Origin of the sequence: Nocardia brevicatena NBRC 12119 (assembly GCF_000308495.1) — a bacterium.
GTDB lineage: Bacteria > Actinomycetota > Actinomycetes > Mycobacteriales > Mycobacteriaceae > Nocardia > Nocardia brevicatena.
Map to the genome: position 1 here is coordinate 95166 of NZ_BAFU01000057.1, position 25273 is coordinate 120438.

Sequence of the window (25273 nt, forward strand, 5' to 3'; positions counted from 1 at the left end):
GGCGATGGAGACGGGCGGGGCCTTGGCGACGAGAGCCGTTCCTTCGCTCGTCGGACCCTGTTCGCAGACCACCGAGGAAATATCTCCTGGGGAGTTCCGTGTAGCAGGTGAGTGCGGCGGCGAGGTGGCCGAATGCTGTGAAGCAGGTCGGCCGTGCCGGTCGGGCCTGCCCAGCGCGGTGGCACCCCCATGCTCCCACTCCATGGGAGATCGAGCCCGGTCCCCCGTGCAGATCGCTAGCGTCGTGCTCCGATGAAAGGTTGACTGTGCGCTATCGGACCGGGGAGCCAACACCATGACACGAATGGCCGGCAAGGTCGTGCTGATTACGGGCGCTCGCAGAGGGGTGGGGCGTGCGTGCGCCGTTCGGCTCGCGGAGGAGGGTGCCGACATCGTGGCCTTGGATCTTTCCGGGCACGAGTCGGAGGCCGAATTGACCGGGACGGCGAGTTCGGTGCGCGAACTAGGGTGTCGGGTATTCACCGGGACCGCCGACGTTCGAGACTTCGACGCTGTCGCGGCAGCGGTACGGGCCGGGGTGGACGAACTCGGCCCACTCGACGTTGTCGTGGCGAATGCCGGGGTCTTCGACACTCCAGGGCCTTCGTGGGATATCGACGACGATGTCTGGAACCGATCGATCGACGTCAATGTCACCGGAACGTGGCACACCGTCAAAACCGGGGTCGCGGCGATGAATCCGACCGGCGGATCGGTGATCATCATGAGTTCCACAGCGGCCGTCAAAGCCGTGGCAGGGGCCTCACACTATTCGGCGGCCAAGCATACGATCACCGGTCTGGCCAAGACGCTTGCCAATGAGTTGGGCTCGCGATCCATCAGTGTGAACACGGTCCATCCGGGTTCCATCGCCACACCGATGATATTGAATCCCGCGACATTCGCGCGGCTCCGCCCCGATCTCGATAAACCCTCGGCCGCCGATGCGGCAGAAATCCTTTCCAGCAGAACGCTGTTGCCCGTCCCGTGGGTGGAGCCGGTCGACGTCAGCAATGCGGTTCTGTTTCTGGCATCCGAGGAATCCCGCTACGTCACCGGTCTTCACATGATCGTCGACGCCGGCCTGACCCAGAAGGTTGCGTGATGACCGGACGTCTCGAAGGCAAGGTTGCCCTGATCACGGGCGCGGCCCGCGGTATAGGGCGCGCACAGGCTCTTCGCTTCGCGGAAGAGGGCGCCGACATCATCGCGATCGACATCTGCGCCCCGGTCGAGCATGCGACAACTCCTGGAGCGTCGCCGGAGGATCTCGCCGAAACGGTGCGTCGGGTGGAGGCGGTGGGCCGCCGGATCTGTGCGTCCGAGGTCGATGTCCGTGACCAGCGCGCGCTCGACACGGCGGTGTCCGCCGGGGTCGATGCACTGGGTGGGCTGGATATCATTTGCGCCGCCGCAGGCATCAGCTCGTCCGGTCCGGCCGTCGAGTTGAGTGCCCAGCGCTGGCAGACGATGCTGGATGTGAACCTCACCGGCGTATGGCGTACCTGCAAGGCAGGTGTCCCCCACATCATCGCAGGGGGACGGGGCGGTTCGATCGTGCTGCTCAGCTCGGTCGCCGGGCTGCGCGGACTGGTCGGTGTCGGTCATTACACGGCCGCCAAGCACGGTGTGGTCGGGTTGATGAGGTCCCTCGCGAACGAGTTGGCGCAACACCGCGTGCGGGTGAACACGGTTCATCCCGCGAACACACGGACCACGATGGTTCAGAACCCGGCCACCGTTCGGGCATTCTGTCCAGGTGTGGAGAACCCGACGCAGGAACAGTTCGAGGTGGGCCTGCAGTCGATGCACCTGCTTCCCGTGACGTTGATCGAACCCGAGGATATCGCGAACGCGAGTCTGTTCCTTGCTTCCGACGAGTCGCGCCATATCACCGGCGTCACCCTTCCCGTGGATGCCGGACACTGCGTGAAATAGACGGATGACCCGAACCCGATGCACTGGGCTCGTTGCCGGCACCGGCGCGTCGGGCGGCGGGTCTGCCCGAAACCGATCATCCCCGGGACACCGCCGGTTTCCGGCGGTTCGCCGGCCGGTGTCGGCTGCCGGCCGGTTACACCCGCTCCCCGTCCACCAGTTGGATTGCGGTTGCGGGGGATGGCGATTTATCCGGGTGCGCACCGACACCGAGTCCCGTGACAGGGCGCGGTCGCATCGAGGGCACCCCCGAGGCGACCCTCCAGATGGTTGCGGCGGCACCTCGCACCTCGGTGATCGCGGATTCGAGGCCAAGCGTCCGGGTGGGACCGCAGACCGACAGCGCGAAACGCCCTTCGTCGTCATCGGTGGCGATCGGGGCGGCCACTACTGTGACTCCCAATGCGGTGCCTTGGGAGTCCACGGCGATCCCGCCGCGGTTACGGACTCGGTCGAGGTCTCGCACGAGTTGGCTTCGCGTCTGGAGGGAATAGCAGGTAGGCGCATCCTCGAAACAGAGTTCGGGCCATTGATCCGGGGACAGAGTCGCCAGCAGCGCCCGGCCTGCGGCGGTGATCGTCGCCGGTTGGCGGGCGCCGATACTCCATTGGCCGGCAGTGGAGGGCCACAACCCCACGCGCTCGAGATGCATGATCTCGGCGCCGACGAGCATGCTCAGGTGCACGGTCAGCCCGCTCCGCCGGTGCAGCTGGGTCATCACCGGTAATGCCGCGCGATGGACGGTGCGCCGCCGGGTGAACTGCGATCCGAGTTCGAACATTCGGACGCCCAGAGCGTATTTGAACTGTTTGCGCTCTACCCAGCCGAGTTCGACGAGGCGTTGCAGGATGCGATGCGCCGAAGACCGCGGTACATGGGAACGGCGCGCGATCTCCGCCAAGGTCAATGGCCGCTCCCCCACGAAGGACTCCAGCAGCGAAGCGACCCGATCGATCATCGCTGTGGGGGTTTCTTCGATCTGCGCCATTGCCATCACAACCTCCGAAAACAAGATGTCACACTCTGCCTTTCTGGCAGTAAATGACAGGTGTGAGTGTAACCACACGACCATTCGCTGTAAAGCGGGTCCCACCGCGATCTCCGGTACCGCCGGATTCCCCGTTCGCGCAGGAACCGCCGACCCGACTGCTCGCCACGACCGCCCAAGTGTCGGGCGTGGCGCAGACCCCGACGCCTCGCTCTCCCGCTCAGCGGAAGGACCGCACCACACCGCGAACCGCCGGCGCGATAGACCACAGCCGACATCCGGCGCGGCAGAAGCATATGGAGTCGCGGCCCGCCGGCGGGTCGCCCCCGTGGAGGGCCGCGACTGACAAGATGTCACAAACTGACACCCACGGATCCGCGGCAACAGCACCGGCTGTACGATATTCCGCTGACCGGGCAGCCGAGATCACCGGAGAGTCCGGCCGGCTACGGTGACCGGACAACAGCAGCGAGGGAGCCCGTGGTGACGAAACCGAAGCGACAAACTCTCACCGAACGCCGCGCCGAGGAACTGCGGATGACCATTGCGCTCACCGCCCGGGATCTATTCGTCGCGGATGGCGACACCTCGGCCACCGTGGAGCGGATATGTGAAATCGTCGGAATCGCACCGCGGACCTTTCATCGCCACTTCCCGGTCAAGGAAGATGTCCTGATGCCGTTGCTTCGTCGCAGCGAACGCATCGTCCTGCAGGCACTCGAGGAAGTGCCCGATGACGCCGACCCGGTCGAGGCACTCGCTTCTGCCCTCACCCTGGAGGTGGGCAGCAGGCAGGTACCCGAGTTCGATCGCCGGCTCGTCACCCTGATCGTGAACGCCCCCCAATACCGACTCCGCTTCGTGGGGTGGAGCGAGGGGCTGGCCGACGGGATCACACAATTCCTGTCGCGGTACTACGAACTCGATTCCGATCCGTTCCTGCGCGTACTTCCGGCCAGGCTGGTCGTGCAAACCTTGCGCCATGCCATCTTCCACTGGGTCGACACCGGGAATTCCGGCGATTACGCCGAGGTCGAGAAATTGGAACTTCAGGGCTTTCGCATGGCTCTCAGCGGACTGAAAGCCATTACCGCGAAGCGAGTTGCTTCCACCCGCGCTCCGGCGAACTCCGCGGGTTCCGCCGGCTCATGACGCTTGCCGACCATCGAGGGTGTCGCGTATCGGCGCGCAGAGCCGTTGGCCGCGCATTCATCGCCGAATCCGAATAGCACCACAGACCGGCGCCGGCCACGACATCGTGCGTGAGCGTGCGATGTGTTTGTCCAGGGCATCGGCAATATCGTTGGGTAGCTCGACCGCACGGCGATGCCGCAATTCCACGTGGAGCAGCAAGATCTCGAGGGTGTTGGCGACTCTACCGCGACCGGTATCGAGGAGAAAGGTCATCCTGTGGACGGCTTTCGCGCTCCGGTCCAGAATCCGCCCGGCGACAATGAACTGGTCGCCGTCGCGTAGCTCGCTGTAGTAGGCCGGGTGGTGTTGCGCTGTGAACAGTCCCATCATCCGTTCGCCGCGGTAGACGTCGTCGATACCGATAGCTCGGACGAGGGCGTCGGCCCCTTTGGTACCCCACATCAGGTACTGCACGACATTCATGTGATCGTTGCCGTCCAGTGTCTCGGCGGTGACGGTGCCGGCAACCGTTTCGGACAGGGCTGCCACCTGGTCGGCGGTGGGGAGTTCAGCGATCATGCCCACGATTCTCGGAGAGACTCCGACAATTTCCGACCGAAGCGTCCACTCAGCGAGATCGGGCAACCGACTGGCCCGTTCCCGCCCGCGTCCTCAGCACCGGCGGTGGTGGATTCCGGCTTTCGCCCGGATCACCGATGGCAGTGAGGCCGAGCAGAGCACCGGTCCCGGCATGCCCACCGGCGCGGACACGCTCTCTTCGGCAAGATGGCGTCGGCGTTGCCACCGCCGGGAGACGCACCGTCTGCGGGCCCGATGCCGTGGCCACGGTCGTGGCGGCGCTCGACTCCCCGATGCCTACTTCGTGGCCGGCACCGAGGTACGCGTCGGCGGTGGCTCGCATATGTAAGCCACCGCCGTGAATACGACCAAGAAGGAGAAGCAGGTGTCTATCGACCCGAAGACCGCCCTCGGCGCCGAACTACCCGGCCGCGAGTTCGCCTGGACCCCTTCCGATGTGCAGACCTACCACCTCGGCCTGGGCGCGGGGCACCGATGGACCGACCCGGCCGAACTACGCTACCTCGACGACCGCACGGTCGTCCGTCTTCGCCGAAGGCGAGGGCGGGTTCGGCGGTGATCGGGGCCCGGGCACCATGATCGAGGTCCCCTCCCGTGAACCCGATTTCGAGATACCGGCGGCGACCTTGCCGCAGCAGGCGTTGCTGTACCGGATGAGCGGTGACCGGAATCCGTTGCACTCCGATCCGGCGTTCGCCCGGAAGGCGGGGTTTCCGAATCCGATCCTGCACGGATTGTGCACGTACGAGATCGTCTGCAAGGCGGCGACCGACACCGTGCCGGCCGGGGACGCCACGCGGGTTGCCGGGTTCCGGGCGCGGTTCGCAGGCGTGCTGTATCCCGGTGAGACACTGCGGGTTCGTGTCAGGCGTTCCGATGATCTGCTCACGCTCGGGGTGACCGTGGTAGAGCGGATGGATGCGCCGGTACTCGCGGATGCGGAGTTGCGGATCGCGGGCTGAGGGCTGCGACAATGCGGGGCTCGTCCGGTGTGTGGACGAGCCCCGCATGGCGTGGTGCGACTTCTAGGAGTGCTCGGTCGCAGCGGCGTGACGTGCTGCGATGTACCCGTAGACGATGCCCTGGCCGATCGTTGCCCCCGCACCTGGGTAGGTGGCGCCGAACGCGTTGGCCGCGGTGTTCCCGATCGCGTAGAGGCCTTCGATGGCTTTCCCGTCTTCACGCCGGACACGAGCGTGCTCGTCGGCGACCACGCCGCCGCAGGTGCCGAGATCGCTCAAGACCATCCGCACCGCGTAGTAGGGGGCCTGTCGCAGCGCTCCCAGATTCGGATTCGGAGTGACGGTCGGATCGCCGTAGTAGCGGTCGTAGGCGCTCTCGCCGCGGCCGAACTCGGGATCGGTTCCCGAATCCGCCTGTTCGTTGAAACGCCGGAAGGTCTCGGTGAAGGTTCCTGTCGGTACTCCCATCGCCTCGGCCAGGACGGACAGGTCGCGCGACCGGTGCGCGATGCCCGCCTTGTACCACGTCTCAGGAAGGTCCTGGCGGGGGAAGCAGCTGCCCGCCAGGACATAGCTGTTGCGGTAATGCTGGTCGAACACCATCCACATCTGTTCGACAGGCTTGCCGGCGCGCTCACGCGCGAGCACGGCCTGCCCGAAGGACATGTAGTCGATGGACTCGTTGATGAACCGTGTCCCGGTCTGGTCGACGATGAACGACCCGGGCAGCGACCGCTCTGCGAGCATGACCGCCGGCCGAGCGCCCGGCAGCGGCGCGAACGCCGGGAACCACCAGGCCTGGTCCATCAGCGCCGTCCCGGCACCGACCTCCTGAGCGGCGAGGATGGCATCGCCGGTATTCCCTTCGGCCCCGAGGCTTGCATGGGCCACCAATCGCGTGGACTGGAACTTGTGACGGGATTCCACGTCGTGGTCGAACCCTCCTGCGGCCAGGACGACACCGCGGCGGGTTGTCACGGTGACCTCCTTGTCTCCCTGGCGCACCACGGCACCCGCTACCCGGCCCTCGGTGTACAGCAACCGCGCCAGGCTCGTCTCGGTCCACACCGGGATACCCGCACGCAGCACACCCGCGAACATGCCCGCCGCGAGTGCCTGTCCGCCCGCCAGGTACTCGCGGCCGATGAGCTTGCCGCCGATGCCTTGCGCTGCTCGCCGAACGATGCGCGGGAGCGCCTTGCCCGGCTTCCGCGCCAACAGGTTCATCCATTTGTAGTCCGCGCCGGTGACCGGCATCGGGACAGGCGCCGCCATCACGCCGGGGCGCAGCCTAGCCCGCTCCTCCCCCAGTATCGAGGCATCGAACGGACGGCATTCGCAGGTCCGCCCCTCCGGACGGCCCCCAGGCGCTTCCGGGTGGTAGTCGGAGTAGCCCTCGGCCCAGAAAAACCGCATCGGCGTGGTACGGCCGAGCATGTCGAGGGCGTCGGCGCCGTGCTCGAGAAATGCGCGCCCACGGCCGATCGGCGCCGAATCCCCTACCACCGAACGCAGGTAGGTCTCGGCATCCTCGATGGCCTCGGGACCGGTTTCGGGCAGCAGGGAGTTTCCCGGAATCCAGAATGCTCCGCCCGACCGTGCGGTCGATCCGCCGACGTAGCCGGTCTTCTCGACGATCAGGGTCGACAGGCCGAGCTCGTGCGCGGCCAGCGCGGCGGCCATTCCGGTTCCCGATCCGACAATGAGTAGATCAACTGTCGTATCGTGAGCAGGCACGAGCGGAGGCATCTTCTTTTTCATGGGTTTCGAACTCCACTTCGACATCGGAGCAATGGCCGGGTAACCGTATTTCGCGATTTCGCCGGCCTCCGGGCCAATTCCATTCAGCGGGAAATCCGGGCGCGCCCGGTTCGCCCGCCGAAAATCCGCGACAATGCCCGGAATCCGGCGCCGTACGAATCGTCGGGAATTCCCGCGACCCTGCGAAGTCCGGTCACACCGACCGGATCGGATCGCAACTCCCGATCGACCCCCGGTCCGAGGAAACGATCGCCTACGCCTCGACGGGACCGGACACACATCCGACTCCGGGAACGCTCACGCACAGACGCCGCCGACGCCACGGCACCGGAGTCGTCTCGGACCGGCCGCCCGCGCCACCTCCACTTTTGCCTCAACCCACGGGCAAGGCGAGTGACCCGCTTCACATAATGGACGACACATGGCAGTATTCCTAATTGAAATAGCCATGTCACGGGGCTGACATGGGCGTGTACGGGAGTTACTGAATGAAGATCACACAGCAGACGCCGACGGGTTCAGCGGCGGCCCCCAGCGCCGTTCTCGACCGCGTGATGCTCGTCCTCGACGCCTTCGACGGACACGAGAGCCTCAGCCTGGCGGAGGTCGTCCTGCGCACCGGGTTGCCCCGCTCGTCGGTACACCGGATGCTCGAGCGCTTGGTCCAACTGCGCTGGCTGCGTCGTGACGGCCGCTTTTACAGCCTGGGCATCCGACTGGTCGAGTTGGGATCGCTCGCGGTTCACCAGGACCGCGTCCACGCCGCCTCGGGCGAGCATCTGCAACACCTCTACCGTGCTACGGGCATGGTTGTGCATCTCGCCGTCCTCGACGGCCACGATGTCGTATATCTCGACAAGATCGGTGGCAGGCTCGCGGCACACGTTCCCACACGCATCGGCGGCAGGCTACCGGCGTCCCGCTCGGCGCTCGGCAAGGTCCTCCTCGCGTTCAGCGGTCGCGACGAACCCGGTGACGCGACCATCCGGGAACTCGGCTACGCCATCGAACGCAACAGCGGGGCGAGCGGCTTCGGCTGCATCGCTGTACCTATCGGACCGGTCGGCGAGGCGACCACCGCGGTGTCCATTTGCGGGCCCCTGGCCAAGATGACCTTCGACAGCCGGATGAGAACGCCGGTCCAGCTCACCGCCCATGCCATCTGGCGCAGCATGACCGCGGGACGCCAGGTCACGCCGACCCTTCAGCGACGCAACACGCTGCAGTACCTGCCGACCGCGGCGAGTGTTCTCGCCGAGGGATGACTCGGCTCGCTCGAGATCACACGCTGTCGGACAGGTCCTCTGCGACCGTGCGCCAGTATCCCGGGTATCGCGGTATCGGAAGATCGCGAGCGTCGCGCGCTGCCGACTTCCGATACTCACGCGATGCCTCGTCGATGTCGGCGAGCAACTGGTGCGCCAGCTCGATCTCGGCTTCGAACAGCCGTTGCGACCACCGCAGGCTCATCCGGCTGAAGGCCCATCCCGGCTCCTCGGCGGAGCCTTCGGCATAGGAATTCGCTTGCCGTGCCCGTTCCTGCAGATTCTCGATATGCGTGCGAATCAGCCGCTTGAGATGTTCGGGATCATGCAGGTGACCCATCCACAGGCGCAACATGACACCGTGCTTGAGAACGGGCATGTCGATATCGGAGCGACGAGACCAGTTCCGCAGCGCACGAAGTCCGAGATCGGTGATGCCGTAGACCCGACGCCCCCGCACTCCTTCTTCGGAAACCTTTCGCGAACCGACCAACGCGAGAGCTTCCAGCTTCTTCAGCTCGGAATAGATCTGGCTGACCGAGGGACTCCAATAGAAGAAGCCGATACTCCAATCGGCCCACCTCTTCAGATCGTTGCCGGTCAGGTCTTCGCCGAAGGACAACATCCCCAGGACAGCCCAGCTGGTTGCGGGGAGGTCGGGGAACGAATCGACATCGGCGGCCATAATCGTGCAGCTTACAAGGGCCCGCCGCGGCGCCTCGGATCACGCACTCCCGTTCACCGGAACGGCATGTGTTCGCCTGCCTCGGCAAAGCCTACCTTCACTTCATGAGCGACCACACCATTTACCTCATCGATCGGGTCGTGCTCGCACCCGGCAGCGCACAACTGTTCATCGATGCGTACATGAACGAATACGCACCGGACGCGCGCCGCCGCGGCCTGACGCTGGACCGGATCCTGGTGAGCCCTCCCGCCTGGATCGAGGGCGAGGCCGGCACGGTAACGATCACCTGGACGGTTTCGGGCCCGAGGCAGTGGTGGGCCGCCGCGCTCGCGGCCCGCCACGATCGTGGACCGGCCCAATGGTGGGACTCGGTTTCCCCCATGATCATCGAACGCACGCGTTCGATGGCGGCCGCCGCCGAAGACATGGAGGAACTGACTCGTGTATAAGGTGACGCGGTTGCTGCATCTGGCGGATCCGGCCGATAAGGCGATGGCGACCGCGACGATCTCACGAATCGTGAAGGCCGCCGAGGCCTCCGCCGCCATCCGAGGACTGGTGGAGCCCACGCTACCCGGGGTCCGCAACGGCGGTGACCTCATCGTGCACCTACAGTTCGCCGACGACCGGCAGTGGGCGCGGAGCCGAGCCGTCCTCGACGATGCCATGTCCGGGTCGCCGATCCGGCATGTCGACTCCGTCGAGTACATCGGTGGAACGCACGCGGACGGGCGGGCGGGGTGCCGTCGGTCGACGCATCCGCCCACCGTGTACCGGACTCTGCTGCTACGCGTGGATGATTCGGCCTCACACACCGAGCTGGACCGCTTCGAGCGCGGCCACCCTGCTGATGCCGCAACACATCCCCACGATCCGGTCCTGGCAACTGAGCCGCGTGCGGCACGCCGCGGGGGCATCGGAGTGGACCCACGTCTGGGAACAAGAGTTCGATGACCTCGACGGATTGCTCGGCCCGTACATGAATCATCCGATTCATTGGGCTCATGTGGATCGCTTCTTCGACCCGGAGTCCCCGGATCTGATCGTCCGAGACCGGGTATGCCACAGTTTCTGCGCGCTGCCGGCGCCGGTTATCGACGCGGCGCCGGCAGTTCCGTCATCGGCCGAGAAACGCTAGGACAACGGCTTCCCAAGCAGCCTTCTGCTCGATCATGACCCAGTGTCCGCAGTTCGGGAAGATGTGCACCTCGCCGCGAGGAAGGGTGCGCATGGCGATCAACGCCATATCCACGGGACTGACGCGGTCGTCACGCCCCCAGGTGACAAGGGTGGGGATATCGATCCGGCGAAGTTCGGCCCAACTCGGCGGGGTGTCCGCGCTCCGGGCCGCCGCGGCCATCCGCGCCAGAGCCGCACTGCCGTACATCCGGCGCGAGTTCTCCAGGACCGCGGGCTCCGTGGCCTGGCGCCGGCGTTCCTCGATCAGTTCCTCGGTGATCAGCGTGGGGTCGTAGACCATCGACCGCAGCCATGCGACAAGGGCTTCACGGGTGGGGTTCTCGACGAACTCGCTGAGCCGGACGATCCCCTCCCCCGGCTGTGCGCTGAACAGTGGGGTTCCGATACCGCCGATGGTGACCAGGCGTTCCACACGCTCGGGGGCCGCGAGCGCGAATTCCGTCGCGACGAAGCCACCCATCGAATTCCCCACGATCCGTACCCGGTCGAGTCCGAGGCCGTCGAGAAACGCGCCCACCGCGCTTCCGGCGGACTGCATGGGATGGACGGCGCCGAAATCGTCGCTGACACCGAACCCCGGGAATTCCAGCACGATGGTCCGGTAATGACGAGCGAATGTCGGCACGTTGTCGCCGAAATTGCGCCACCCGGTCACACCGGGACCGGAGCCGTGCAGCAGCAACAGCGGCGGGCCGTCTCCGCTCTCGCGATAACGCAGAACACCGTGCTCGGTGGGAAGTTCGAGCAATTCGGGTACGACTTCGGAATCGACTGGAGTACTCATGTACCCGACCATGCCATCAATGCGCGGCTCTTCCCGGTCACACTCCCGGTGAGCGGACATACGACCGGGCCGATCGCGCAATCTCTCACGACAGGGCGCTGACGCTGCCGTACCGACCGCGGAAGAAGACCAGCGGCGCCAGGTCCGACGAGTACAGGTGGCGCACTCTCGATACCACGATGGTGTGATCTCCGGCGCGATGCTCGGCCTCGAGTTCGGCCTCGATCCAGGCCAGGCAATCGGTGACCACCGGTGCCCCCGACGGCGAGGGTGTCCAGTCGATTCTCTCGAACTTGTCGCCGCCGCGCGCAGCCAACCGACGGCACACTGCTTCCTGTGCGTCGGACAGGATACTGACCGCGTAGAGGCCCGCGGATCGGACTCCCGGCCATGAGGTGCTGGTTGCCGCCACGCAGAACGCGATCAGTGGAGGGTTCAGCGAGACCGAGGTGAACGAGTTGGCGGCCAGGCCGACAGGTTTTCCGGTATCCGGGTCGATGCCGGTGATCGCCACGACACCGGTTGCGAAATGTCCCAGCACCATGCGTAATTGCACTGAATCCAACTCCGGGAGGCTCTGACCGGAAAGCGCTGCCGTGGTGGTTTCAGGACCGTTGGGCGTCATCGAGATACTCCTCGCGGATTCGGATTCGGACGAGTCGACCGACGCTATCCAGGACGCACATATCCGGGCCGACGATCTCCCGATGGCTGGGAACCTCTCCGGCTCCGAAGTTTCCGGTAGAACACCGTCCCGGCTCGCTGCCCATTCGGTTGCCGCGACGGCGCCCAGAGCGACTGGGCTCCACGGTGCGCCGGTATCGGCCGTCCCGCAGCGACACGTCCACGCTTGATCTATTTTTCGAACACATTGTGGCACAAGTCCCCATGGCCGACCGCGCCATCGACAACCCGGCCTTGGCCGGTACCGCACAGCCCGGAACGGCCATCGCGTTTCCGCCGTGGCGGCTCAGTTCTCGGCCGCGGCGATACCGGCCCTCCGGCCGTAGAAACTACCGTCTCCGAGCGACGCGCCGCTGACGTAGTGCTGACCGCGACCGTTGACCAGGATGCCGCGCGCCATCAACTGCGGGTCGCCCATGATCGCTACTTCGGTTGCGTCCATATGCGCGGTCGCCGCCCCCAGCGCGGTGGCCACCAGGACGCCGATACCGTCGTGCTCCTCGATGGCGGCACCCGGCCGCCCGATCAGTCGCGGCGCGTGGTCGGCGACCATTCGCTCGGCGTAGGCGAAACTGCCGGTGGCCAGGACGACACCGCGTTCGGCCCGGACCGCGACCTCCTTGCCGTATCGCTTGGCCGGCACACCCACCACGCGCTCACCGTCCACGATCAGCCGGGACAGCCGGACGTTGTATTCGACCCGCACGCCGAGCGATTCGGCGGTGTCGGCGAGCGGTTTCATCAGTATGTAGCCGCCGCCCTTGGAGCCGGTCCGCTTGTTCTGCATCTGCGGCACATGTCCGCGCGGGGCCGGGGTGGCGATGGTGTTGAAGGGTGCGGCGTTCTCCCCGCCGGAATAGGCCAGGCCCTCGTCGTGTGGCGGTTCCCAGCCGGGTTCGCCCCAGAAAACCTCCTTGAACGGCACCCCGTTGGCGACCAGCCAGCGGGCCCGGACCCGACGCCCAGCGCCGAAGTTTACGATCCGCCCGCCGATGCGCCGCCGGCCTGCCCGCGCGGCAGTCCTGGACACGCGAGTACATTCCGCATCGTCTGCCACAGCCACCGGCGCGCGGGCTCGGTCAGCGACAAGGTAGGGAATGTCAGGAATCCGTGGAAGAAGCCGTCGAAGCGGTGGGCGACAACCGGCACGCCGGCCTCGGCCAAGCGGCGGGCATAGTCATCCCCGGCCGAGCACGGCGGGTCGAGCTCAGCGGTCACGACCACCGCCGGCGGCAGACCTGCGAGCGAGGCGGCCCTGCTCGGGACGAGGTACGGGCTCTCGGTGCCGTGGGGGGCATACTGCGCCCAGTACCAGCGCATCGCCTTGGCGGTGTTGTAGTAGCCCTCGCCGTAGAGCCGGTAGGACTCGGTGGAGAAATCATCGTCGATCACCGGATACAGCAAGACTTGCGCGGCGATCCGCGGACCGCCGCGGTCGCGAGCCGCGACACTGACCGTGGCCGCCAGGTTGCCGCCGGCGCTATCGCCCGCGACCGCGATGCGATCGGGGTCACCGCCGTATTCGGCGGCGTGCTCGGAGACCCAGATCAGCGCCGCATAGACATCTTCCATCGCCGCGGGACCGGGATGTTCGGGTGCGAGTCGGTAGTCGACGGAGATGACGACGGCGCCCACCGAGTCGGCCATGGACCGGCATAACTCGTCGTGACTGTCCAGATCACAGAATACGAAGCCACCGCCGTGGGCGAAGACGATCACCGGCTGCGGGCCCGGTCCCTCGAGGTGCGGCGCGAGGATCCGGAGGGCCAGGTCTCCTCCCGGTCCTTCGATGACGCGGTCCTCGGCCACGCGCATCTCGGGCCGGTGGGTCAACGGCGTCCGCCGTGATCGGATGATCGTCCGCAGTTCCGCCGCGTCGTGCCGGGTCACATCCGGAAAGGCCGCCAAGGCCTCCAGCATCGCCTCGACCTCCGGATGCAGGTCGGACCGGCGCTGTCCGCTCAATTCGCACACTTCCTATCTCGTCGTCGATGGGGTACGGCCGGCTGCACCCCCGCGGTCCGGCGCTTGCACATGTCGGTCCGAGGAGGCTTCCACGGCGCCGAGTGCGAAACCCTTGTAGCCGGCGGCGGCAACTTCGTCGCAGATCGTGCGATAGGCGCCGAGTCCGCCGATATAGGGCATGAACACCCTCGGCTTGCCGGGAATGTTCGCGCCGAGATACCAGGAATCGGCGGTGGGGAACAATGTGCCGACCGCCTTGGCGTTGCACTCGGCCACCCACTCGGTAACGGCCTCTTCCATCGGTTCGATCGTCGTCACGTTGTGCTCGCCCAGGAAATCGAGGCAGTTCGCGATCCAGTCGACGTGCTGTTCGGCGGTGAGCACCATGTTCGCCAGGACACTGGGGCTGCCGGGCCCGGAGACGATGAACATATTGGGGAACCCGGCGACGGCCAGGCCGAGGTAGGTTCGTGGGCCGGCCGACCACTCGTCACGAAGTTCACGCCCGGCACGGCCCCGGATATCGATACGCGACAGGGCACCGGTCATGGCGTCGAAACCCGTGGCGAACACCAGCATGTCGAGACCGTAGGACTCCCCCGACGTTCGCACTCCGGTCGTCGTGATCTCGGCGATCGGCGTGCGACGCAGGTTCACCAGTGTGACGTTCTCGCGGTTGTAGGTTTCGAAGTAGCCGCTGTCGGTGACGATGCGCTTGGTGCCGATGGGATGATCGGTCGGGATGAGCTGCTCGGCGATCTCCGGGTCGTTCACCAGCGTACGGATCTTGGACTCCACATATTCGCGGGCGGTGTCGTTGGCGGCGAGGCTGGTCGTCTGATCGGGAAACGCCTTGGCGAACAAGTACCCGCCACGCTCCCACCATTCGTCGTAGATCCGTCTCCGCTCGGCGGCATCGACTTCCAGAGCGCCTTTGGGGTGAGGGCTGTACGGGGTACCACCCCCACTGATCCTCGACAGCCTGCGCCGCTCGGGATAATCGGCCTTGACTTCGGCGATGTGTTCCGCCGTCAGCGGGCGGTTTCGCGCCGGGATCGAATAGTTCGGGCTGCGTTGAAAGACGAAGACGTGGGCGGCGGTCTCCGCGATGACCGGTATCGCCTGGATCCCCGAAGACCCGGTCCCGATGACGCCGACACGTTTTCCGGAGAAGTCCACGGCTTCGTGCGGCCACTCACCGGTGTGATACATCTCGCCCACGAAGCTGTCGCGTCCCGGGATATCCGGCATATTGGTCGCGGACAGGACCCCAGTGGCCATAATGCAGAAGCGCGCGGTGACGGTTCGGCCGGTGTCGGTGTCGATGGTCCACCGCTCGGATTTCCCGTCGTAGACCGCCGCTGTCACCCGAGTCGAGAACTCGTATGCCGAACGCAGGTCGTGGCGATCGGCGACATGTTCGAGATAGCGCAGGAGCTCTTCCTGGGTGGCGAAGCATTCACTCCACGTCCACTCCTGTTGGAGTTCCTCGTCGAAGGAGTACGAGTAGTCGATGCTTTCGACATCGCAGCGAGCGCCGGGGTATCGGTTGTGATACCAGGTGCCGCCCACGCCCGCGGCACTTTCGAAACCCCGCACGCTCATACCGCGTCCGCGGAGTTTGTGAACTGCGTAGAGACCGGCGATCCCGGCCCCGACGACGACTGCGTCGAAATGACTGTCCTGGGTTGTCACTACGTTCACTTTCCTCGCTGAAGTGATCATCGATTCGAAGCAGGGGACATACCGGCCGGGTCGGCGAGTTTTCCCGGCCGGTGGAATGAAGGACGCACTCACCGCGTGCGCCGGCAGTCGGCCGGGCCCACGCGGTGAGTGCGTCATATACCGACACGTCAGCCGGCGGGGCGGCGCCGTCTCCGGCAGCTCAGACGGCGACCTGTTCGGTACCGGTGGCTTCGGCTTCCGCGGCCTTCTGCGCTTGCTTCATCTCCCGCATCCACATCCACTCGTGGCCCCAGTAGCTGTCCGCGGTGATCTCCTCGGCGGTGTAGTAGGCCTCGTCGACGAGCTTGCCGCCGGTGCCGTACTCGATGTCCCAGCCGCCGGGCACCCGGACGTAGAAGGAGATCATCTTGTCGTTGGTGTGCCGGCCCAGCGTCGAGGACACCGGGAAGTCGCGGGCCAGCACCTGGTCGTAGGCGCGGCCGACCGCGTCGAGCTCGTCCACCTCGACCATCACGTGGATCAGCCCCGGGTCCCGGCCCTCCAGGCTCGGCATGATCGCCAGGCTGTGGTGGCGTTGGTTGACACCGAGGAACCGGATCCGCAGCGACGGGGCGTCCGGCGGCGACGGCATCCGGAACGCGCCGCGGGACAAAAAGCCCAGCGTCTCGGTGTAGAAGGCGAACGACTCGTCGAAGTTGGTCGTCGGCATCACCACATGGCCCATGCCCTGCGGCCCGGTGATGAAGCGCTGACCGTACTTGGTCAGCACCGGACTGTGCTCGAGCACCGGCCCGTGGAAGAACTCCAGCGGCGTACCGCCGGGATCCTTCGCGCAGATACCCGCCTCCACCTTGCGCCGGTCGGTCAACTCCTGCGACATCGGGGTGCACTCGACCCCGGCGGCCTCGAGCGTGGCGGCCAGCCGGCGCAGAGCGGGTGCGTCCCTGACCTCCCAGCCCACCGCGGTCACCCGGTCGACGTCACCGCGTTCGACGGTGATGCGGGACGGCCGCTCGTCCATCCGGAAGTGCAGGGCGTCCTCGTCGTCGCCGAAGCCCGGGGCGAAACCCAGTACCTCGAAACCGAGTTCGCGCCAGCGCTCCATATCGGTGGCGAGAACCCGGACATAGCCGAGCCCCTTGATTTCGGTCATCGTTTACTCGCGTTCCTTCCGAACCGTCAGATCATCACGCGCAGCGGCCCCTGCGGGACCTCCACGCCCAGCGACGCCAGGGCGGCCGCGTGATAGGTGGTGCTGGTGACGTGGATGGCGTGGTGCAGGCCCGCGTGGGCGTCACGCCAGAACCGTTGCAGCGGGTTGTCCATGCGCAGCGCGTTACCACCGGCCCGGTCGAAGATCTCGTCGGCGGCGCGGACCGCACGCCACGCAACGCGTGCCTGGTCCCGGCGCACCTGGGCCCGGGTCGCGAAGTCGATCTCCTCGCCCCGGTCGACCCTGTCGTAGATGCGGTCGACGTTGGTCAGCAACTGCTGACGGGCGGCGTCGATCTCCGATGCCGACTCGCCGAGGGCGTGCAGCACATACGGGTCGTCCTTGACGAGGGTGCCGGTGGCGCCGACCCGGTTGCGCTGATATGCGATGCCGGCGGCGAGCACGCCCTCGCAGATACCGATGGTCGCCGAGGTGATTCCCAGCGGGAAAATGGTGGACCAGGGCATCTTGTACAGCGTCTCGGTGACCCCGTACTCCTTGGCCGCGGTACCGTCGATCACCTTGTCCTGGTTCATGACGCGGTAGTCGGGAATGAAGGCGTCCTTCACCACGATGTCCTTGCTGCCGGTGCCACGCAGACCGACGACATCCCAGGAGTCGTCGACGATCTCGTAGTCCGAACGGGGCAGGATCACATGCAGAGCCTGCGGCGGCATCAGCGGCTTGCCGTCCGGACCGCCCACCATGGCGCCCAGGAAGATCCAGTCGCAGTGGTCTGTTCCCGAGGAGAACTGCCAGCGCCCGTTCATCACATAGCCCCCGTCGGTAGGGACGGCGATCCCGCCGGGCATGTAGGGCGAGGCCATCCAGACGTTGCTGTCCTCGCCGAGAATTTCGTCCTGCACCTTCGGGTCGGCGAAGGCCAGCTGCCAAGGATGCACCCCGACGATGCCACCCACCCAGCCCGCCGAACCGTAGATACCGGCGGTCTTCATGACCGTCTCGGCGAACTCGCGGGGGTGGGCTTCGTAGCCGTCGTACTTCTTGCGCTGCAGCAGGCGGATGATGCCCGCCTGCTTGAGGCGCTTGGCCATATCGTCGGGCAGACGACCCAGCGACTCACCTTCTTCCGCACCGGCACGGATTTCGTCGGCGATCGCGACGATATTGTCGAGTACTGGGTTCGGCATTGAAGGCTCCTGATCTCTCGAGCTGGAAGTGGAATGGGCAGGGGATCGAACTACGGCCGGAGTGAGGCGGGTCCCGTAGGGAGTGCCCGAGCGGATCGGCCGAACTGCCGCGTTACAGGATTCCTCGCACTGCGTAGAGCTTGGCAATCCGGCACTCGTGTGTAATGTGAGTCTCCTGGTGAGTGGGATGGAAGTTGTGTCCGGCGCGGTGCGTGCCGGTCAGTACTCGATCGAGATCCCGTCGGTGACCGGTTCCGCCTGGCACGTCAGGATGTATCCGTCGGCGAGATCCTCATCGCCGAGGACCTCGTTGTGAGCCAGGTGCACTCGTCCGGACTTCAACGAGCAGACGCACGCGCTGCAGGCCCCTTCCCGACACGAGTACGGTGCATCGATACCGGCCGACAAGAGCGCATCGAGCAGTTTCCGGCCGGCGGTCCACGGCACGACGTGGTCGGCGCCGTCGATCGACACCCGGACCATGCAGGCGATGTCCTCGGCTGTGTTCTCATCGCTTCCGGCCGCGGGTCCGACGGCGAAGGGGTCTTGTCGTATCGACAAGAAACGTTCCGAATGGACCCGGGTACTGGGGATTCCCGCTTCCGCACATACTTCGGCCGCCAGGCTCATCAGAGGCGTCGGCCCGCATATGTAGACGTCTCGGCCGGTGAAGGGGTGAAGAAGCAGCGTCAGCATTCGTCGCGTCGGATAGCCCTGCAAGGACTCCAGGATATGGAGCACGGTGAAGCGGTCACCGAATTCGCTTTCGAGTGCGCGCAGCTCGTCGGCGAAGATCACCGACCCCTCGTCTCGGTTCGCGTAGATCAGGACAACGTCTCCGCTGCCACCGAACAGAATCGACTTCGCGATCGCGATCACCGGCGTGATTCCGCTGCCGCCGGCGATCAGGGCCACGGGCTCGTCGAGCGAGCTCGGGGTGAAGGTCCCCGCGGGTGGTAACACTTCGAGTCCGTCTCCGACCGAGACGGTGTCACAGAGCCAGTTGGATCCATGTCCTCCCTGGACTCGCTTGACCGTGAACGTCATCGCCGGGTCGCTGTGTGGTGAGCTCGACAAGGAATAGCAGCGCGCCGACCCGGTGCCCACATCGGGAACCCGGACGGTCAGGAACTGTCCTGCCCGGTATTCGAACGATGCCGCTGCCTCCTCTTCCGGCTCCACGACGAACGAGCACGCGTCGGCGGTCTCATGGACGACCTCGCGCACTCGGACAATGCTGCCGCGCGAGCCATCGGTCATGGTGTTCGAGCCTCCGAGTACCTCGGGGCCGACACTCGTATCCGTGGACATCCGCCCTCCTGATCGTCTTCGGTCACCGCCCGCACCTCTCGAGTACGGGTTTCGGGCTCCGGGAAGGTTAGGGCCGCAATCCGCGGCGCAGGCGGGGCTGTCTCGCTGATTGGGAGCCCATCCGGATGTCGTCGGTCATCGAGTGGGCGGCGAGTCCCCCCGCCCGCGCCACCGCGTCGAGGCAGTGGTGGCACCGAGGTCCGGTTCTCGGGGAAGGCGCGGGAGGGCCGGTCGACGCTCGCGCTGTCCCACTAGGCGGATCACAGGCGTACCTCGAGCGCCGGTGTTTGGTTCCATCGGCTCCGTTCCGGCGCGAACGATGCGCCGTTCCCTTCAGGAGGAAGAATCCGATGCCTACAGTCGAACAGCTCACCGCCGCCGTGGCCGAGTACGTCCGCCGAGTCGGAACCGGTACATCGGCGGACATCGCCGCGCTCTACGCCGAAGACGCGACCGTCGAAGACCCCGTGGGCAGCCCGGCCCGACGGGGACGGGCGGACATCGCCGACTTCTACAGCGCGCTCGACCCGGTCGACATCACCGCCGAGCTGCTCACCGTCCGGGTTTCCGGTGACACGGCGGCCTTTCATATGCGGGTGACCACCACCGCCGGCGATCTGGTGACCACAATCGAACCGATCGATGTCATGACCTTCGACGAGCACGGTCTCATCACGAGCATGCGTGCCATCTGGAGTCCGGGCGATGTCGTCGTCCATGAATCCGCGTCCGATTGACCCGGTAGGCGTGAGCGCGAAACAGCTGCCCCTGCGTCCCGACCGATTTCGCCCACCCCACGGCCTGCTCGGGGTGGCCCGCTCTTCGCCGGCACCCGAATTCTCCGAAGCTCCCACCGGCTTCCCAGTGAGTGAAATGTGACCGGTTTCATGCCGCCGAACCTTGTTAGAACCGGGTCGCCGCTTTCGCGGCTGCGCGGCGGTCGATCGGCCTGCTGCCGCCCCATCGAATATCTCCTCCGAGGAGGGTGCAATGACATCGCTGCAACCGGACCAGGAATTCCGCCGGATCGAGGCGGACGCGGCGCCGACCCGCTTCGCTCGCGGCTGGCACTGCCTGGGGCTGCTCCGCGATTTCTCCGACGGAAAACCTCACACCATCCACGCATTCGGCACCAAGCTCGTCGTGTTCCGCGGCGCCAACGGCAAGATCAACATCCTCGACGCCTACTGCCGCCACCTCGGCGGCGATCTCTCTCAGGGTGAGGTCAAAGGCGACGAGATCGCGTGCCCCTTCCACGACTGGCGGTGGGGCGGCGACGGTCGCTGCAAGCAGATCCCTTACGCCCGCCGCGTCTCCCCGCTCGCCCGCACCAGGGCCTGGACCACCCTGCAGCAGGACGGGATGCTGTTCGTCTGGCACGACCCGGAAGGCCGGCCCCCGACCGACGAGGTCGCCATTCCGCGCATCGAGGGCGCCGAAAGCGATGAATGGACCGACTGGCACTGGTACACGACCATTGTCGACAACAACTGCCGCGAAATCATCGACAATGTCGTGGACATGGCGCACTTCTTCTACGTGCACGGCTCGCTGCCGACATACTTCAAGAACGTCTTCGAAGGGCACATCGCCACCCAGTACTTCAAGAGCGAGGCCCGCGAAGATTTCGGCGCCCCCGAGGGGCAGCCGAAGCTGTTCGGATCCACATCCGTCGCCTCGTACTACGGTCCGTCGTTCATGATCGACGATCTCACGTACCACTACGAGGACGGCGACCAGCAGACAGTGCTGTTGAACTGCCACTACCCGATCGATTCCAATTCGTTCGTACTCATGTACGGCATCATCGGCAAGAAATCGCCCCACCTCCCGGAGGAGGCGGCGATCCAGGCCGCCATCGCACTCGGCGACTACATCAAGCTGGGATTCGAGCAGGACGTCGAGATCTGGCGGCACAAGGCCCGGATCGACAACCCGTTGCTGTGCGAGGAAGACGGCCCGGTCTACCAGCTGCGCCGCTGGTACAACCAGTTCTACGTCGACGTCGCCGACATCAAGCCGGAAATGGTGGACAGGTTCGAGTACGAGCTCGACATCACCCGGGCCCAAGAGGTGTGGCACAAGGAGGTCGCCGACAACATCGCCACCCAGGCCAAGTCGACCGGAACTCCGACATGAGCGAGTCCAGGACCGACAATCGGCTCGACGACGTACCCATGAAACCCCTCCGGTGCGGCGAATGCGCGGCCCGGGTGTTGGTGCGCAAGAGCAGCAGGGATCAGACGAGCCTGCAGTGGAACGCCGAGGCCCGCGACGCCTGTCGAGAACTCGGGACATCACCGATATCGGGACCGGCGCCGGCGGGATGTTCGCGACTCACGAAATCCATCGACGAGGCAGTGGCCTCGGGACAACTGCAGGTCGTCCAGGCACAGCCGGTGTGAACGCGCGGGCTCGCCGAAGAGCGAGCCCGCGGCGCCCAGCGCAACCCCGGTCGACAGCGCTGTCGGCCGGGGTTGCGCACAGCGGGCCCTCTACCTGATCGACACCGCACATGACAGCAGCTCTCACTGAACCGTGGACGATGTAGTGGAACCAATCATGCCCCGGCCCGAGGCGGCTTATGCGGGTTGCTCATCCTCGTGCCGAGCCGAGGGTGAGCAGGGTGTGAGCGCACATCGTGGCCGCGGTGCGGGTGAGTGGCCCCCAGAAGGTGCCGAATCCTCACCCTCGCCGGCCAATCCTGGGTCCCACCGCCCTCGGCGCAGAAGCAGGCCTGCCGGGTTCCGCCGTCATCCGCATCCTGGATGCCGCCCGCACGGTTCATCATGGACCGGCGCGAGAAGGACTGCGAATCGTTATGGCCATGAATTCGATACGGCGGATGCCGAGGCGATCGGACTGCGCGACGGGTATGCCTGTGCTCATATCCGCTGCGGCGGTGACGTTCCGGTAATCTCGCATATACTGCGCGCACCCATGGACGATGAACCACAGACCGAGGAAGCCGGGCAAGCCGCCGGATCCGGGCGCCGGCGCAAGTTGAGAACGCTCGTTCTGAGAGGGTTCCGAGTACCCAGGTTCCGAAGCGGAGCTACAGCACCCGGCACGGACGTTCATCGAGTCCTTGTTCTGTCGAACCGGAGCACCTTCTGTGATCAAGCCGCAGCATCTCATCCATACCGATGGCCGCCCCGCCGGGCGCCCCTCCCCCATCGACATCGGCGGGCCTCGGGTACCGCTGTACACCGAGGAATTCGCCGCCGACCCGCACCACGCCTACCGGCAGATGCGCGACCGATACGGCCCACTGGCGCCGGTGGACCTCGCGCCCGGCGTACCCGCCACCCTGGTCCTCGGCTACCGCACCGCACTGCGCATTCTCAACGATCCGGACCATTTCCCCGCCGACTCGCGCAACTGGGAGAAGAACGTACCTGCCGACTGCCCAATACTGCCGATGCTGCAGTGGCGCCCGAACATGATTCGCAGCGCGGGCGCCGAACACCTCCGTTACCGCCAGGTGACGGTCGCCGCCATGGATGGGGTGGATCAGTTCGCGCTGCACAGCACGATCGAACGGATTGCCATCCCACTGATCAACTCGTTCTGCGAGGCGGGTACCGCCGATCTGATCGGCCAGTACGCATTCCCACTCGCCTTCGAAGTGGTCAATGACCTACTCGGCTGCCCGCCCGAGATCGGCCGGCGCGCCGCACAGGCCATAGCCTCGATACTCGATGGCGCAAACGCGGACCACGCCAACGCCATGCTCGCGCAGGCGATATTCGACCTCGTGGCATTCAAACGCACCGAGCCCGGAGATGACATCATCACACGGCTGCTCCAACACCCAGCCGGCCTCGATGACACGGAGACGGTCCATCAGGTGCTCGTCTTCTACGGCGCCGGGATCGAGCCGATGCAGAACTTGATCACCAACACGCTTCGGCTCATGCTCACCGACGACCGATTCGGGGGCGGCCTGATCGGCGGCAGCATGTCGACCCGCGATGCACTGGACGAGGTGCTGTCCACCGACCCACCGATGGCGAACTACTGCGTTTCCTTTCCCAGGCATCCGATCCTGATCGAGGGTACGTGGCTACCCGCGCACCAGCCGGTCGTCATCAGCATGACCGCCTGCAACAACGATCCCGCGACCGCAGATGACAGCCGTACCGTCAACAGCTCACACCTGTCATGGAGTGTTGGAGCCCATGCCTGCCCCGCCAGGTCGGCGGCATACCTGGTCGTGCAGGATGCCATCGATCAGTTGCTCGACGCACTGCCCGAAATGCGCCTCGCCATTCCGGCCGGAGAATTGACCTGGCGGCCCGGCCCCTTCCACCGCGCTCTCGCCTCACTGCCGGTCACCTTCCCGAAATCACCTCCTCTGCGCCTCTTCTGAGCTGCGGCCTCGCGTCTGCCTGGGTGTCACACTGGTGACCTCGCGGAAATATCTGTCGCGTAAACCTTCTCGGTGGTCTTCGGTTTGCGGCCGACGCGGCTCCAAGGGCTCCCGGCTTCGTGATGGGGGAGTGTCGGAGCAACGGTGGACCTGACCTCGGTCCGACGGGCTGGACCGTGGTGGTTCGACAGGAAGGACCGACGGATGTCGGAGACCTCGAGACCGCGGCGGACACGGACGCGGCGGAGACGAAGAAGCCGTCCGAGCAGAGATTCGTTCGAGCAATCCACCGCGGACGTCCACGCGATCCTCGTCTACACGGCCGAGCGAGGATAGTTGTCGAAAACGTCGACTTGGCCATGATCCTGTACGCGTTGATGTCTCCGATCGTCGTGAACTGCTCGATCCCACGGGAGCCACTTACCGACGAGAGATCGAGCACACTTGTCGAGCATGCGCTCCGTGCCGCACGGGGAAGGCGAGCCGGTAAGATGGGTGCGCGCTATGCCGCAACCACGGACCGACAGCGCATGGTCGCACCCCCTGCGGGAGCTCGCCGAGCAGCAGACTCCTTTGGGTGTAACTCGAAACTAGGGCAGTGTCTGCACGCGGCGCGCCAGGATGGAGGCAATCCCGGCGGCGGCCGCCTGTACCGAGGACGCGTGCTTCTCGGGGTGGAACCGGATCAGCGGTCCGGTGACCGAGACCGCCGCCAGCGGTTCGTCTTCGGCGCTGAGGATGGGGGCGGCCACACAGGCGATGCCGACTGCCGATTCCTCGTACTCGTAGGCGACACCCTGCTCGAGGACCTGCGTCAGATGCGCGCGTAGCAACCCGGGGCCGACCACGGTCCGGGGAGCGCGTCGGGTGAGTGGTTCGGCGAGGATTCGGTCGATCGCGTCGGGACCGGAGTGTGCGAGCAGCGCCTTACCGATCGCGGTGCAGTACAGCGGCATCCGGCCGCCGATCCGTGACGGTGCACGGGCCTGCCGGTGGCCGCCGATCTTGCTGATGTAGACGACTTCGTCCCCGTCACGCACACCGAGGTGGACGGTTTCCCGGGTCCGGGTGAACAGATCCTGCAGGAAGGGGACGGCGACCTCGAGCAGCGTTCGTTCGGTGGCCGCCCGCATACCCAGTTCGAACAGGCCGCGACCGAGGCGGTAGCCCTCCGGTGATGAGCCGAGCAGGCGCGCCGCCACGAGGTCGCGGCTCATTCGGTGCACGGTGGCCTTCGGCAGGCCGGTCCGTCGGGCCAGCTCGGACAGCCCGAGTGCCCGGTCCTCGACGCCGAAGGCCTCCAGGATCAGCAGGGCACGGCCCAGCACGGAACGCTCGTCGAGCTGTCGTTCCGGCATGGGCGGCTTCTCTCGGTACTGGTCCATTCAGTGGACCATATTACTGTTCGACTCCTCCGTTCCGGTGTGGACTGGTCGCACATCCATCGAAGACGAGAACGGAGGTAGTGGTGGCCACCACTGTCGACAGCATCAGCGACAGCGCCGATGTGGACGAGTCCATTGTCATCCGCGCGGCGCAGCGCCTGATCACCGCCGCAGCGACCGGCCGGA

General features: G+C 65.9%; 23 protein-coding genes and 2 pseudogenes. 12 read left to right on the forward strand and 13 right to left on the reverse strand.

Going from position 1 to position 25273, the window contains the following annotated elements:
- The first annotated feature begins 295 nt into the window (after nucleotides 1-295).
- Nucleotides 296-1105, forward strand: a complete 810-nt coding sequence (locus tag ON20_RS14395; RefSeq protein ID WP_040836003.1) for a mycofactocin-coupled SDR family oxidoreductase — start codon at nucleotides 296-298, stop codon at nucleotides 1103-1105.
- Nucleotides 1105-1938: a mycofactocin-coupled SDR family oxidoreductase gene (locus ON20_RS14400; protein ID WP_040836005.1), complete on the forward strand. Its 834-nt coding sequence runs from the start codon at nucleotides 1105-1107 to the stop codon at nucleotides 1936-1938. Before ON20_RS14395 ends, ON20_RS14400 begins: the two co-directional genes overlap by 1 nt.
- 136 nt (nucleotides 1939-2074) lie before the next feature.
- Here ON20_RS14400 and ON20_RS14405 read toward each other — a convergent pair whose 3' ends face one another.
- A complete protein-coding gene (locus tag ON20_RS14405; RefSeq protein WP_051162467.1) occupies nucleotides 2075-2932 on the reverse strand; it encodes an IclR family transcriptional regulator in 858 nt (285 codons plus the stop codon).
- Between the two features lie 477 nt (nucleotides 2933-3409).
- On the opposite strand from ON20_RS14405, the gene ON20_RS14410 reads away from it, so the two are divergent.
- Nucleotides 3410-4078, forward strand: coding sequence for a TetR/AcrR family transcriptional regulator (locus ON20_RS14410; protein ID WP_083864921.1), 669 nt, complete (start codon nucleotides 3410-3412; stop codon nucleotides 4076-4078).
- Nucleotides 4079-4135: 57 nt separating this feature from the next.
- Here the strand turns inward: ON20_RS14410 and ON20_RS14415 are convergent, their stop codons facing one another.
- Entirely contained in the window at nucleotides 4136-4639 is a 504-nt protein-coding gene (locus ON20_RS14415; protein WP_040836056.1) for a thioesterase family protein, read from the reverse strand.
- A gap of 385 nt (nucleotides 4640-5024) precedes the next feature.
- On the opposite strand from ON20_RS14415, the pseudogene ON20_RS14420 reads away from it, so the two are divergent.
- A pseudogene (locus ON20_RS14420) lies at nucleotides 5025-5622 on the forward strand (MaoC family dehydratase).
- A 63-nt stretch (nucleotides 5623-5685) separates the two neighbouring features.
- Here ON20_RS14420 and ON20_RS14425 read toward each other — a convergent pair.
- Entirely contained in the window at nucleotides 5686-7383 is a 1698-nt protein-coding gene (locus ON20_RS14425) for a 3-ketosteroid-delta-1-dehydrogenase (RefSeq protein ID WP_040836009.1), read from the reverse strand.
- A 488-nt stretch (nucleotides 7384-7871) separates the two neighbouring features.
- Between ON20_RS14425 and ON20_RS14435 the strand changes: the two genes are divergently transcribed.
- Nucleotides 7872-8648, forward strand: a complete 777-nt coding sequence (locus ON20_RS14435; RefSeq protein ID WP_040836014.1) for an IclR family transcriptional regulator — start codon at nucleotides 7872-7874, stop codon at nucleotides 8646-8648.
- A gap of 16 nt (nucleotides 8649-8664) precedes the next feature.
- On the opposite strand, the gene ON20_RS14440 is transcribed toward ON20_RS14435, so the two are convergent.
- A complete protein-coding gene (locus ON20_RS14440; protein WP_040836015.1) occupies nucleotides 8665-9333 on the reverse strand; it encodes a PadR family transcriptional regulator in 669 nt (222 codons plus the stop codon).
- Nucleotides 9334-9437: 104 nt separating this feature from the next.
- On the opposite strand from ON20_RS14440, the gene ON20_RS14445 reads away from it, so the two are divergent.
- From ON20_RS14445 to ON20_RS40265, 3 genes are read left to right on the forward strand one after another with little or no spacing between them, the layout of a single operon-like run.
- A complete protein-coding gene (locus tag ON20_RS14445; RefSeq protein WP_040836057.1) occupies nucleotides 9438-9785 on the forward strand; it encodes a hypothetical protein in 348 nt (115 codons plus the stop codon).
- Complete coding sequence (locus ON20_RS14450) at nucleotides 9778-10290, forward strand: hypothetical protein (RefSeq protein WP_306306847.1); 513 nt, start codon at nucleotides 9778-9780, stop codon at nucleotides 10288-10290. The genes ON20_RS14445 and ON20_RS14450 overlap by 8 nt, the downstream gene beginning before the upstream one ends.
- On the forward strand, nucleotides 10187-10474 hold the full coding sequence (locus tag ON20_RS40265; protein ID WP_306306846.1) for a Dabb family protein: 288 nt from the start codon (nucleotides 10187-10189) through the stop codon (nucleotides 10472-10474). The genes ON20_RS14450 and ON20_RS40265 overlap by 104 nt, the downstream gene beginning before the upstream one ends.
- Here the strand turns inward: ON20_RS40265 and ON20_RS14455 are convergent.
- The 8 genes and pseudogenes from ON20_RS14455 to ON20_RS14490 all read right to left on the reverse strand — a co-directional run bounded on the left by ON20_RS14455 (nucleotide 10454) and on the right by ON20_RS14490 (nucleotide 19330).
- Nucleotides 10454-11320: an alpha/beta fold hydrolase gene (locus tag ON20_RS14455; RefSeq protein ID WP_040836058.1), complete on the reverse strand. Its 867-nt coding sequence runs from the start codon at nucleotides 11318-11320 to the stop codon at nucleotides 10454-10456. The genes ON20_RS40265 and ON20_RS14455 overlap by 21 nt on opposite strands.
- Nucleotides 11321-11405: 85 nt before the next feature.
- Entirely contained in the window at nucleotides 11406-11945 is a 540-nt protein-coding gene (locus tag ON20_RS14460) for a flavin reductase family protein (RefSeq protein ID WP_051162469.1), read from the reverse strand.
- 414 nt (nucleotides 11946-12359) lie between these two features.
- Nucleotides 12360-12950: pseudogene (locus ON20_RS14465) on the reverse strand (FAD-binding protein); the annotation flags it as partial.
- Nucleotides 12951-12979: 29 nt separating this feature from the next.
- Nucleotides 12980-13924, reverse strand: coding sequence for an alpha/beta hydrolase (locus tag ON20_RS14470; RefSeq protein WP_051162475.1), 945 nt, complete (start codon nucleotides 13922-13924; stop codon nucleotides 12980-12982).
- Nucleotides 13925-13981: 57 nt separating this feature from the next.
- Entirely contained in the window at nucleotides 13982-15694 is a 1713-nt protein-coding gene (locus ON20_RS14475; RefSeq protein ID WP_051162471.1) for a flavin-containing monooxygenase, read from the reverse strand.
- 160 nt (nucleotides 15695-15854) lie between these two features.
- Entirely contained in the window at nucleotides 15855-16808 is a 954-nt protein-coding gene (locus tag ON20_RS14480; RefSeq protein ID WP_040836017.1) for a VOC family protein, read from the reverse strand.
- A 26-nt stretch (nucleotides 16809-16834) separates the two neighbouring features.
- Nucleotides 16835-18019 (reverse strand): acyl-CoA dehydrogenase family protein, encoded by a 1185-nt coding sequence (locus ON20_RS14485; protein ID WP_040836018.1) that lies wholly within the window; start codon nucleotides 18017-18019, stop codon nucleotides 16835-16837.
- A 219-nt stretch (nucleotides 18020-18238) separates the two neighbouring features.
- Nucleotides 18239-19330 carry a ferredoxin--NADP reductase gene (locus ON20_RS14490; RefSeq protein ID WP_086008984.1) on the reverse strand — a complete coding sequence of 364 codons (1092 nt, stop codon included), beginning with the start codon at nucleotides 19328-19330 and terminating at the stop codon, nucleotides 18239-18241.
- Between the two features lie 350 nt (nucleotides 19331-19680).
- On the opposite strand from ON20_RS14490, the gene ON20_RS14495 reads away from it, so the two are divergent.
- The 4 genes from ON20_RS14495 to ON20_RS14510 all read left to right on the forward strand — a co-directional run bounded on the left by ON20_RS14495 (nucleotide 19681) and on the right by ON20_RS14510 (nucleotide 23702).
- The gene (locus tag ON20_RS14495) at nucleotides 19681-20067 is read left to right on the forward strand and encodes a nuclear transport factor 2 family protein (RefSeq protein WP_040836019.1); all 387 of its coding nucleotides are present in this window, start codon (nucleotides 19681-19683) and stop codon (nucleotides 20065-20067) included.
- Between the two features lie 253 nt (nucleotides 20068-20320).
- Entirely contained in the window at nucleotides 20321-21469 is a 1149-nt protein-coding gene (locus ON20_RS14500) for a 3-ketosteroid-9-alpha-monooxygenase, oxygenase component (protein ID WP_040836020.1), read from the forward strand.
- Complete coding sequence (locus tag ON20_RS14505; protein WP_040836021.1) at nucleotides 21466-21735, forward strand: hypothetical protein; 270 nt, start codon at nucleotides 21466-21468, stop codon at nucleotides 21733-21735. Before ON20_RS14500 ends, ON20_RS14505 begins: the two co-directional genes overlap by 4 nt.
- Nucleotides 21736-22445: 710 nt before the next feature.
- On the forward strand, nucleotides 22446-23702 hold the full coding sequence (locus ON20_RS14510) for a cytochrome P450 (protein ID WP_245547236.1): 1257 nt from the start codon (nucleotides 22446-22448) through the stop codon (nucleotides 23700-23702).
- A 590-nt stretch (nucleotides 23703-24292) separates the two neighbouring features.
- Here the strand turns inward: ON20_RS14510 and ON20_RS14515 are convergent.
- Nucleotides 24293-25060 carry an IclR family transcriptional regulator gene (locus ON20_RS14515; protein ID WP_040836064.1) on the reverse strand — a complete coding sequence of 256 codons (768 nt, stop codon included), beginning with the start codon at nucleotides 25058-25060 and terminating at the stop codon, nucleotides 24293-24295.
- Nucleotides 25061-25273: the final 213 nt, after the last annotated feature.